8 protein-coding genes are annotated in these 10962 nt (G+C 41.7%); 3 read left to right on the forward strand and 5 right to left on the reverse strand.

The features are described 5' to 3' along the window. Positions 1 to 138: 138 nt before the first annotated feature. Both mdtI and mdtJ read right to left on the reverse strand, forming a co-directional pair. Positions 139 to 471, reverse strand: coding sequence for a multidrug/spermidine efflux SMR transporter subunit MdtI (gene mdtI / locus JK188_RS13890; RefSeq protein ID WP_211885489.1), 333 nt, complete (start codon positions 469 to 471; stop codon positions 139 to 141). Position 472: 1 nt separating this feature from the next. Continuing rightward, positions 473 to 901: a multidrug/spermidine efflux SMR transporter subunit MdtJ gene (gene mdtJ / locus JK188_RS13895; RefSeq protein WP_036948234.1), complete on the reverse strand. Its 429-nt coding sequence runs from the start codon at positions 899 to 901 to the stop codon at positions 473 to 475. A 656-nt stretch (positions 902 to 1557) separates the two neighbouring features. On the opposite strand from mdtJ, the gene pdxK reads away from it, so the two are divergent. Beyond that, positions 1558 to 2406: a pyridoxine/pyridoxal/pyridoxamine kinase gene (gene pdxK, locus JK188_RS13900; protein WP_108478183.1), complete on the forward strand. Its 849-nt coding sequence runs from the start codon at positions 1558 to 1560 to the stop codon at positions 2404 to 2406. Between the two features lie 447 nt (positions 2407 to 2853). Here pdxK and zwf read toward each other — a convergent pair whose 3' ends face one another. After that, the gene (gene zwf / locus JK188_RS13905) at positions 2854 to 4329 is read right to left on the reverse strand and encodes a glucose-6-phosphate dehydrogenase (RefSeq protein ID WP_211885487.1); all 1476 of its coding nucleotides are present in this window, start codon (positions 4327 to 4329) and stop codon (positions 2854 to 2856) included. Between the two features lie 459 nt (positions 4330 to 4788). Between zwf and JK188_RS13910 the strand changes: the two genes are divergently transcribed. Beyond that, positions 4789 to 5634: a MurR/RpiR family transcriptional regulator gene (locus JK188_RS13910; RefSeq protein ID WP_154603894.1), complete on the forward strand. Its 846-nt coding sequence runs from the start codon at positions 4789 to 4791 to the stop codon at positions 5632 to 5634. Between the two features lie 200 nt (positions 5635 to 5834). Beyond that, entirely contained in the window at positions 5835 to 7277 is a 1443-nt protein-coding gene (gene pyk, locus JK188_RS13915) for a pyruvate kinase (protein ID WP_036948247.1), read from the forward strand. A 55-nt stretch (positions 7278 to 7332) separates the two neighbouring features. Here pyk and JK188_RS18015 read toward each other — a convergent pair whose 3' ends face one another. Both JK188_RS18015 and JK188_RS13925 read right to left on the reverse strand, forming a co-directional pair. Then, the gene (locus JK188_RS18015; protein ID WP_211885486.1) at positions 7333 to 8355 is read right to left on the reverse strand and encodes a fimbrial protein; all 1023 of its coding nucleotides are present in this window, start codon (positions 8353 to 8355) and stop codon (positions 7333 to 7335) included. A gap of 8 nt (positions 8356 to 8363) precedes the next feature. Continuing rightward, complete coding sequence (locus JK188_RS13925; RefSeq protein ID WP_211885485.1) at positions 8364 to 10877, reverse strand: fimbria/pilus outer membrane usher protein; 2514 nt, start codon at positions 10875 to 10877, stop codon at positions 8364 to 8366. Between the last annotated feature and the right edge of the window lie 85 nt (positions 10878 to 10962).

The raw sequence follows: 10962 nt of genomic DNA on the forward strand, positions 1-10962 counted from the left end.
GTAATATTCTATAAATGTACACTTACTAAGTACATTAAATCCAAGAGAGGAAAATTAAGTGAAGTCATTAGGTTGAATATAATTAAATAAAACCTAATGACTTCGTTGACAATATGCTTTTGTTGAGCAAATTATCCGTTACGACATTTTAATCAGCACCATACCGATAAGTAGGAATACTAACCCACCCCAGCCTTTATAGTTTAAGCGTTGATTAAATAGGATCCAGCCGGCAGCAACTGTGGCGATTAAACCGAACGCTCCCCATAATGCATAAGCCACTGACAGTTCGATTCCCTTCACTGCCTGCGCCAGTGCACTAAATGCCCCTAATACGGCGATGAGAGACAAAATTCCTAACCAATAACGTCTAAAACCATCTGACATTTTTAAAAATACGTTGGCAAGAATTTCCAGTACCACTGCGAGGATCAAAAATGCCGCATGCCACCATTCAAATTGACTGGCCATACTACACCTCCGATTTAGCGGTCTTTGTCACTAAAGCTCGGGCTTTGGCGGAATCAACCGCATTTTTTGCAGCTTGTTTTACTTTCTGAGCTGATTGGCTAACAGTCGCTTTTTTGGTGCCTGATTTGATCAATGCAATACCTGTGATCAGGAAAACTAATCCACCAACTTTCATTGGTGACAGTGATTCTCCAAACCACAATACGCTGAACGTCGTAATTAGCAGAACACCAACACCTTCCCACATAGCGTAAGCAACACCCAGTGCCACTTTTTTTACCGCAACCGCCAGTAAAATATAGGAAGTCGCAATCATCACATACATCACGGCCATACCCGTGAAATCACCGCTTACGCTGGCATGTTTCATTGATAACGTACCAATGACCTCAGTCACGATAGCTAATGCTAAAAATATCCAATAAATCATTATAGTATCCCTCTAGATACAGCTTCGCCATAGCCTGTTTTTTGAACAAGATAGAAAGGCAATGAGCTTAATGGTTAAGCTTTAAGCTGTTTAAAATTCAAATAAAAACAAAAGAATGCTGATTTTATTCAGCGGATTGAATAATCTAGAAGGACGCTATAATGCGCCACACCAGTGATGCTCACTGGAAAGAATAGCGGAAAGGAAAAGCTTATGTGTTGATCTTCTTTGGGACTTACTGATCTTTATGCTAGTCACGCTAAGCATGATATCTCATTCATTTCATCGGATGGACATCCATCCAAGTTACTCCGAACCCTCATATAATTGTTAGTTTCAAGCTATTTCTACCACGCCAAAATTATTAAGTCAATGAATACAAACGCTTTTTGAATTCGTCATATTTATGCATAAATATTCATTAATATGCTAAGCAATACAGTGCCAGCGTCTATTTTGCGAATAATTCTGTCATTTTCCTCGCATTTATTTTTAGAGGATCTGAGCAAAAAAAAATTTTTTTACCCTTTTTTATGCTGCTAACATCCCATTCAATATGAATTTTTTCGGTTACGATTGACAATTAACGCCAACACGCTTCTTATCGTGTTATCCGTTAGAAAATAGCAATAATGAACACCAAATAAGAGAGAGTCATGGATACCTTTACGCTAACGTCAAATAGCTTTCAAAACGCCGCCGATGCCACCCCGCTTCCTTATGATGTTGTCTCCATTCAATCACAAGTTGTCTATGGCAGTGTGGGTAATAGCATCGCTGTCCCCGCATTGACCAAACAAGGATTACGCGTTGCTGCAGTTCCCACCGTTATTCTAAGCAACACGCCCCACTATGCCACTTGTTATGGTGGAGAATTACCCGGTGAATGGTTTCGTGGCTATTTACAAGGCTTTGTTGAACGTGGCAGTTTAAACAGCATTAAAGCCATTTTGACGGGTTATTTAGGTTCCCCAGATAAAGCTCACGACCTTGCAAATTGGCTTGGCTCTGTGCGCGAGCAACACCCTAAAATGCCTGTCATTGTCGACCCTGTCATGGGAGATGAAGATAGTGGCTTTTATATTCCTCCAGCGATAGCTGATGTTTATCGTCATGAAGTCATTCCACTCGCGACAGGGATTATCCCGAACAAATTTGAACTTTCCACACTCAGCGGGCAAGAGATAAACAATCTAGACGATGCCACCCGTGCAGCGCGTTCGTTACTCAAAGGTCACACGCAGTGGGTCATCATTACGAGCGCTTTCCAACCTGATGAGGAAAGCATTGAAGTGGTTTGTGTGACTAAACAGGATGTCGCCGTTATTCGCCATAAACGTTACCCTGTCACACCAAAAGGTACTGGCGACCTATTCGGCGCTGAACTTACCGCTCAATTATTAGCCGGATTATCCGTTCCTGATGCTGCCAAAATGGCGTGTTTGCGTATCGAGCAAGGTATCATTCATATGGCCGCTACGGGTCGTAGTGAATTAGTGCTTTAAGATAGCCAAAATTGAATGGTTGCCTTGAGTCAGCATCTTGGTAACCATCAAATTATTAAAGAGAAGCGTAATGACTCATGGCACACTCCACATTCAATAAATGCATCATTAAAGGATTAACAATGCCAATCTGCGCTTTCTTTTCAAGATCAAAACCTGCGAAACATTACCCCGTCGTATTTCATTCAACCATTAAACTCACCGACCCAAAAAACATAGATGAATTAAAAAATTTTCCGATGCTTAACATAAGAAACTCACCTCTTTCATTTGAATTAAAACAGAATGGAAAAACGTTAGTATTTAACCAACATGAGATGAAGTGGTTAACAGAAATTTCGATCGCGGAAAGAATAAAAAAAGATAAAGAAGCAAATATTAGCTAAAAAAATGGCGGGGATTCAGCCTCCCCGCCATTTCATGGTTCTATTTTATAAAGATAAAATATTACTCAAACTCATTCCACGAACGACCATCGCGAGCAATCATTGCCACTGAAGCGATAGGCCCCCATGTTCCCGCTTGATACGGCTTAGGTGCGTCGTTATCCATGGCCCACGCTTCCATAATGGAATCGACCCACTTCCACGCTTCTTCCACTTCATCACGACGTACAAACAATGCTTGAATGCCACGCATGGCTTCTAATAATAAACGCTCGTAAGCATCTGCAAGATGCGTTTGGTTGAAAGTTTCGGAGAAGCTCAAGTCCAGTTTAGTGGTCTGTAAACGGTGTTTATGATCCAAGCCCGGTGCCTTGTTCATAATTTCAATATCGATCCCTTCATCTGGTTGTAGACGAATGGTCAATTTATTTTGTGGTAAATCTTGGTAGCTTTCAGAGAAAATATTCAGTGCTGGCTTTTTAAAATAGACCACAACTTCTGAACATTTTGCAGGTAAACGCTTACCGGTGCGCAGGTAGAATGGAACGCCTGCCCAGCGCCAATCATCAATATCCACACGTAAAGCCACAAAAGACTCGGTCTGGCTCTGCTTATTCGCGCCTTCTTCTTCTAAGTAACCCGGTACTTTCTTACCTTGTACAAAGCCCGCAGTATATTGACCGCGTACGGCTTTCTCACGCACGTTTGTGTGGTCAATGCGGCGTAAAGAACGCAGCACTTTCACTTTTTCATCACGAATACGGTCAGTGGTTAAGTCTGCCGGCGGTGACATGGCGATCATCGTTAAGATCTGCAACAAATGGTTTTGCACCATATCACGCATCTGACCTGCTTGGTCAAAGTAACCCCAACGACCTTCAATACCGACTTCTTCCGCAACGGTGATCTGCACATGGTCAATAGTGCGATTGTCCCAGTTATTAATAAACAATGAGTTCGCAAAACGCAGTGCCAGTAAGTTTAAAACCGTTTCTTTACCTAAATAGTGGTCAATTCGGTAAACTTGGCTTTCATCGAAATATTTAGCCACTTCGTTGTTGATCTGCTGAGATGAAGCTAAATCTGTACCTAATGGTTTTTCCATGACCACGCGGTTAGGTTGCTTGTTCAGCCCTGCATGACCCAGCCCATGACACATTTCACCAAATGTGCTTGGTGGCATTGCGAAATAGTGGATAGCGGGTTGTGTATCTTGCTTAAGCATATCGGCTAAACGAACGAAGTTATCCGTTTCACTGACATCTAAATTGCAGAAATCTAAACGTGCGCTTAAACGCTCCCACAACGCAGGATCTAGCTCTTCTTTCAAAAAATCATTTAATGCTTTATGCACAAACTCTACATAATCGTTCCGTTCCCATTGGGCACGACCAACGCCGATAATACGAGTATCTGGATGGATATAACCTGCTTTTTCCAATTGATACAGTGATGGAAGTAACTTGCGACGTGCTAGGTCACCTTTAGTGCCGAAAATAATCAGGTCACAAGCTTGAGCAGCATTATGTACCGCCATGTTGGTTCTCCTCAATCTGCGGAATTTAGAAACTATCTGATTAGAGCCCAAAGAAAATAAGGGAATACTTCACTCTAATGAGATAGGTTCTGAGTGTCGTTTTTATAAAAATACAATCGGTTGCCTGCTAATGTACCCGTTTGCTACTGCTCAGTAAATATTGATGACGCTGGTCACAGTTTTTATGCTGAAAAATACAGCATACCCAGACATCAATAAAATTTTTTATCACTGAATGCTTCCAGCTTTGTTGGAAAATCACGGTTTATGTAGTGAGTTTACTAAGTTGAAAATTAGATACGGGTCATATTTTCGTAAAAAAAGCCATAAGTTACGCTCAGTGCATAGATAGCTTACAACCAACACGTAGTATATTTTCAGTCATATCCAGATGTTAATGCCACCATACTCTGATGGCAGAAATATTTCTCCTTTTGCTGAAATAGGCACTTTTGCTATATGAATATTTTAGAACAAATGAAAACTAGCCTCGATTTTTTGAGCAAATCAGAAAAAAAAGTGGCTGAAGTCATTTTAGGGATGCCCCAAAGTGCTATTCATCTCAGTATAGCGGCGTTAGCCCAACTGGCTGACGTCAGCGAGCCTACCGTCAACCGATTTTGCCGAAAAATGGAAACCAAAGGGTTCCCTGACTTTAAATTAAAGCTGGCTCAAAATCTTGCCAATGGCACGCCTTATGTTAATCGTCATATCGAAGAGACTGACACCGTCAATACTTATACCCACAAGATTTTCGAGTCGGCGATGGCAGGGTTAGACAATGTCAAACATACCCTCGATACGCATGCCATTAATCGCGCGGTTGATTTACTCACCCAAGCTCGGAAAATCAGTTTTTTTGGGTTTGGAGCTTCTGCGGCGGTAGCCCACGATGCGATGAATAAATTTTTCCGTTTTAATATTCCAGTCATATACTTTGATGATATTGTCATGCAACGTATGAGCTGCATCAATAGTAGTGAGGGGGATGTGATTGTATTGATTTCTCACACAGGACGCACAAAAGCCTTAGTCGATATGGCACAACTCGCTCGCCAGAATGATGCGACGGTCATCGCAATTACCTCCGAAGGTTCTCCTCTCGCCAAAGAAGCCAACTTATCGATTATTATTGATGTCCCTGAAGATACGGATATGTACATGCCAATGGTCTCTAGGATGGCACAGCTTGCCGTCATTGATGTATTAACCACTGGATTTACTTTGCGTAGAGGCGAAAAATTTAGAGATAACTTGAAACGGGTCAAAGAAGCGTTACGCGATTCGCGGTTTGATAATGTCTGAAAAATGGAAATAACAATGTTAAAAGAGGTTTCTTAATTCTACCGGGCCCAAAGAGTTTTTATTCTCCCGATGGCTTTAAGAAATTTGCTGTATATAATAGCTGTGCTCGTGTCAGCACCCCTATTTGCAGTAAATAGGTTTCGAAATGGAGTGAAATGGTTTCACTTTTATTTGTACCATTACAGGTCACGGAGTAATACATGTCTAGACGGCTTAGAAGAACTAAAATTGTTACAACCCTTGGTCCAGCAACCGATCGTGATAATAATCTAGAAAAAATTATCAATGCTGGGGCTAACGTTGTTCGCCTTAACTTCTCTCACGGAACTCCTGAAGACCACATGGCGCGCGCAAATAAAGTGCGTGAGATTGCGGCTCGATTAGGGCGTCACGTCGCTATTCTTGGGGATCTACAAGGTCCGAAAATTCGTGTTTCTACTTTTAAAGACGGTAAAGTTTTCCTTAATGTTGGTGATAAATTCACGCTGGATGCCTCATTAGGTAAAGGTGAAGGCGACCAACATAAAGTGGGTATCGATTATAAAGGTCTGCCTGCTGACGTGGTACCTGGCGATATTCTCCTACTGGATGATGGCCGCGTGCAGTTAAAGGTTCGTGAAGTTCAAGGTTTGCAAGTCTTCACCGAAGTGACTGTCGGTGGACAACTTTCCAACAACAAAGGCATCAATAAACTCGGTGGTGGCTTATCCGCAGAAGCGCTGACAGAGAAAGACAAAGCCGACATTATTACCGCCGCTAAAATCAATGTGGATTTCTTAGCTGTTTCCTTCCCGCGTTCAGGTGAAGATCTCGATTATGCTCGCCGTTTAGCGCGTGATGCAGGCTGCGAATGCCAAATCGTCGCCAAAGTTGAACGTGCAGAAGCAGTCGCAACTGACGACATCATGGACGAAGTGATCCTTGCATCTGATGTGGTGATGGTTGCCCGTGGTGACTTAGGAGTTGAAATTGGTGACCCTGAACTGGTTGCAGTACAGAAGAAATTAATTCGTCGTTCCCGTCAATTGAACCGCGTGGTGATCACGGCAACTCAAATGATGGAATCGATGATCACCAACCCAATGCCAACCCGTGCAGAAGTGATGGACGTGGCAAACGCGGTCTTAGACGGAACTGATGCGGTGATGCTATCCGCAGAAACCGCCGCAGGACAATACCCAGCAGAAACTGTCGCCGCCATGGCGCAAGTCTGTTTTGGTGCGGAGAAAATGCCGGGTCTGAATATTTCGAAACACCGTTTAGATGCTGAATTCGAAAGTTCCGAAGATGCGATTGCGATGTCAACCATGTACGCCGCCAACCACCTAAAAGGTGTTAAAGCCATCATCGCGATGACTGAGTCAGGCCGTACCGCGCGTATCATGTCGCGCATTAGCTCTGGACTGCCAATTTTCGCGATGTCTCGCCATGAAAAAACATTGAATCAATGTTCACTGTATCGTGGTGTCACCCCTGTATTTTGCAGCACGCATACTGACGGTATTGCAGCAGCAAGTGAGGCCATCGCACGTTTACGTGATAATGGCTACTTGATGGTTGGTGATACGGTTATCGTAACTCAAGGCGACCAAATGGGTACCATCGGCAGCACCAATACCTGCCGTATTTTAGTCGTCGAATGATAGCTTAATTTATTAAAAAATTAAGGGAGCTTAGGCTCCCTTTTATTTTGGAATCTCAATGATATTGCAAATTAAATTGCAGCGTTCCATCCGCCTTTCCTCCGCGTGTTTTCTCTGCAGTTTGAATATAGGCCGCTTCTAACGGAATAACATAGTGTTGCGCTTGATTTAAACGGGAAATTTGTACCATTTGGTTGAGTTTAATCGGCTTCCCTTTGTGCTTAATTTGAATACCAAAGCCTTTTGCTGTTTCCTGATGATTTGGATTATTGAGTGCAATCGTTCCACCAAGTCCACTCGCGTCAGCCGTTCCCATAAAACGGATCTTTATAGGTGAAGATTCATCGCATTCAAGCTCAATTTTGAATCGGTTACGGCTATTCGCAACCGTCACACCCACCCCCTTTGCACCTAACTTTTCCACCTGACCAAACGCAACATTGATCACTCGATTTTTGATTTCACATCCATTGGCAATCACATTAATCGGTGACAACCAAATTTTGGGCTCAACATTTCCAAATGCATCCTGAGTAATAAACTTGTCATTAAACACAATAAACATCGCGGCACTGGTGGATTGTAATAACTGCGTATTCACTTGAGGGCGAATTTTATAGAATGCGGCTTTCAAGGTAACATTGTAATTACCCCTTGATTCACTACTTGGGCAGAGTAAGCGATTCGCCGGATTTCCATCACGGTTATTTTTACCATTCACATATCCCCTTGCTGAACACGGGCTATTCACTGAACCGTGCAATGCAAAGCCGATACCTGATAGGCCTATTTCCTTAATGGCGCCAACCCCTGCTATCTGATAATGGTCATCAAATATACCAGGTAAATTAATTCCCACTCGCGTTGTCCCTGATTCATTCCACCATACCCATGGCGTATAGGTTCCCAGCTCTATCGTTGCAATATGTGAGTTGATGGGCGCACTTTTAGGGACATACAGCGTTTGAGATATCGGTACCGTGTAAGATGAAAATTCTGCTCGGTAGTCTGCGAAAAGTTTTGGTGAGAACAACAACATGATGGCGTAGATAGCGTTGGAGATAGCAAACTGTTTCATAAGCCCCCTTATTGGCAAACCCCGTCAATAAATTGAATGTTTTGATTGCTCAAATCAATCTGAAGAGGCAATTGGCACTGCTGTGTATGCGCTTCTCCCCATTTAATGTGAACAATACTCTGTGCAGGAACTCCACTCAAATAAACTTCTCCATCATTCGCTACAATGCCCGATGAGACGACATGCTGCTGTGCGAGAAGATTAACTTGGGTACCAAATCCGAGTAACTGATTATTTTTCTTCAGTTTTAATACCACACGCCCACCTCGCTTTGCTTTAAGATCCACCAAAATAATCGCACCGCTTGTGGGAACAACGGTCGCTGAGCTCAACTCCACATCATCATTACCCTTTAACGTCGAGGTATCTACGCTCACTTTATTGCGTTCATAGCGCGTTAACATGGGAACCACGGCATACCCTTGCCCATTAGTATGCAATAAAGGTGCATTATTCACTTTCAAGTTATCAATATCTTGAGCTTTAACCAGCCCAATGGCATTAGAAAACGCGCGTGAAGCTGTCACTCCACCTTGATGAAATAACAGCGATCCTGTCGCCTCAGCATGGGCAGCTTGATATTCAGAAGCATAATCCCAACCCGCCCCAAATTCGCCGTAAGAAGTTACGTAATTACCACGAATACCATGGCTGAATTGTTGATTCTTATGATGATATTGCTGAGTAATGTCATATTGTAATTGATTGGAATTGAAAGCTGAGCCATTCAAGCTAAATGTGCTTATTCCCCCTGCATTGTCGCTCGTGTTGTAGCTATAAACACCCCAATAAGCCTTTTCTTTCCAACGAAATGGCATACTGCAATTAAAGGAAAATAACTTATCGACCCTATGGGGATTATTTTGCTCAGAATGAGAATAGGAAAAACTGTAATTAATAGATTGATACTGAGAACTAAAACCGACTGTAAGGTTATTATCGGAGCCTGACTGCCCCCAATACTTTTGCTGATAGCCATTAATGTTTAAAGATCCCCATTTCCCTAACGCTTGACTCAACGCAATCTGTAATCGTTGTTTTTTTGATATTCGGTCAATACTTATGGTTCGAAAAAGAGCCTTGTTTATATCGGGTTCTACGGCATATTGAGCTGATAAATTCAGTCCCGTCGCTGTATTTTGAATATATTTGGTATATTGAAGACGGTAGGTTTGATCCGTCGTCTTTGCATATTGCTGCCATTGTGCTTGTGAGTATGTCATATCCAATGAAATACCCCCTAGGTAACCTAAACTCACCCCTGATCCTAAAACATAAACTTGTTTATTTTCTGAGATAAAAGCGCCACCTAATAACGATATATTGCCATAATTTGCCAAATTGATTGGCAAACCATAGATCCCAGAAAATTGAATAAAATAAGGTCGTTCTATCCCTCTCTCTTCCCGATATTTTCCAAGTTCGATGCTGTATTTTAATGAACCCTCCCTTTGCATGATGGAGGCATTGGAAAAAGGTTGGATAAATGTTCTTGTTGATCCATTGGCTTCAGTGACCATAACCTGTAAATCTCCATTGAACGATGTAGGATAAAGATCATTCAATATAAATTCCCCAGCAGGTACTGACGTTTGATAAATAATCTGACCATTTTGACGAACAGTGACTACCGCATTGCTATTTGCAACGCCATTAACGACAGGAGCAAATCCACGACGGCTTTGCGGTAACATACTTTCTTCCGACATAAGCTTTATACCGCGATATTGAAAAGCGTCCATAATCCCGTTATCAGATGCTGTTTCTCCAATAATTAAATGGCTTTTCAAATCACGAAGATCCCGCTCTAAGAAGGTTTGCAAACTATATAAAATAGTCTTTTCATTCGTGTCATTGTAATAACTGTGATTACGTAACCTCCAAGCTCCCCAATTAATTCCATTTCGTAAACCTACATAAATATTTTGTTGGCTGTTTGGATTTCCCCACGATCGATTAAAGCGTGCTGAATAGTTAATAAACATCCCGTTGATTCCATCGTCCCATTCAGTGGCGTCAATATAGCCTCGGCTCGCCATTTCCATTGCAATTTGAGGAATACTAATATCTAATCGATTTGAAAAGAAATCATGGTGAATGTCACTACCATCAATTGAGTACTTAATATCTAAGAATTTATCGGTTGAAGAGACTTCATTTTTTTGTAATAACATTGAGGGCTTAACACCCCAACTTATTAACTGTTCTTTTGTTATCTTAGGTTTCAGTTTTTTTTCTTCATTATCGTAAATAAATTCAATCAACTCATCTGCAACTTTGTTTCCATTCACATAAATATTGACCTGATAACGACCAGGGAGTTGCCCTTCGGTTTTAGAAAGATAATTTAATAGTGAAGAGTCCGATAGCTTATTTTCAATTCCCGTATTAATTGCATTGATGTCAAACATCTCACTTGCATTGGAGATTGATGCAAATCCAACTGATGAAAAAAACGTAATATTAATGAATTTTATTTTTTTACTGTAAAACCAATTTTTGATTAAGTGGTGTGTTTCCATACACTAGCTCTTGGTTATTTTCTTTTCCACAATAGCACCATAGTCATTAATAAATTCGACAGTAACTACATGCCCCTTATCTATC

This window comes from Providencia sp. JGM181 (assembly GCF_018257375.1).
Lineage (GTDB): Bacteria > Pseudomonadota > Gammaproteobacteria > Enterobacterales > Enterobacteriaceae > Providencia > Providencia lanzhouensis.

Bases quoted from the DNA above. Each gene is read 5' to 3' on its own strand.
- mdtI (WP_211885489.1), bottom strand. From the start codon at position 471: ATGGCCAGTCAATTTGAATGGTGGCATGCGGCATTTTTGATCCTCGCA.
- mdtJ (WP_036948234.1), bottom strand. From the start codon at position 901: ATGATTTATTGGATATTTTTAGCATTAGCTATCGTGACTGAGGTCATT.
- pdxK (WP_108478183.1), top strand. From the start codon at position 1,558: ATGGATACCTTTACGCTAACGTCAAATAGCTTTCAAAACGCCGCCGAT.
- zwf (WP_211885487.1), bottom strand. From the start codon at position 4,329: ATGGCGGTACATAATGCTGCTCAAGCTTGTGACCTGATTATTTTCGGC.
- JK188_RS13910 (WP_154603894.1), top strand. From the start codon at position 4,789: ATGAATATTTTAGAACAAATGAAAACTAGCCTCGATTTTTTGAGCAAA.
- pyk (WP_036948247.1), top strand. From the start codon at position 5,835: ATGTCTAGACGGCTTAGAAGAACTAAAATTGTTACAACCCTTGGTCCA.
- JK188_RS18015 (WP_211885486.1), bottom strand. From the start codon at position 8,355: ATGAAACAGTTTGCTATCTCCAACGCTATCTACGCCATCATGTTGTTG.
- JK188_RS13925 (WP_211885485.1), bottom strand. From the start codon at position 10,877: ATGGAAACACACCACTTAATCAAAAATTGGTTTTACAGTAAAAAAATA.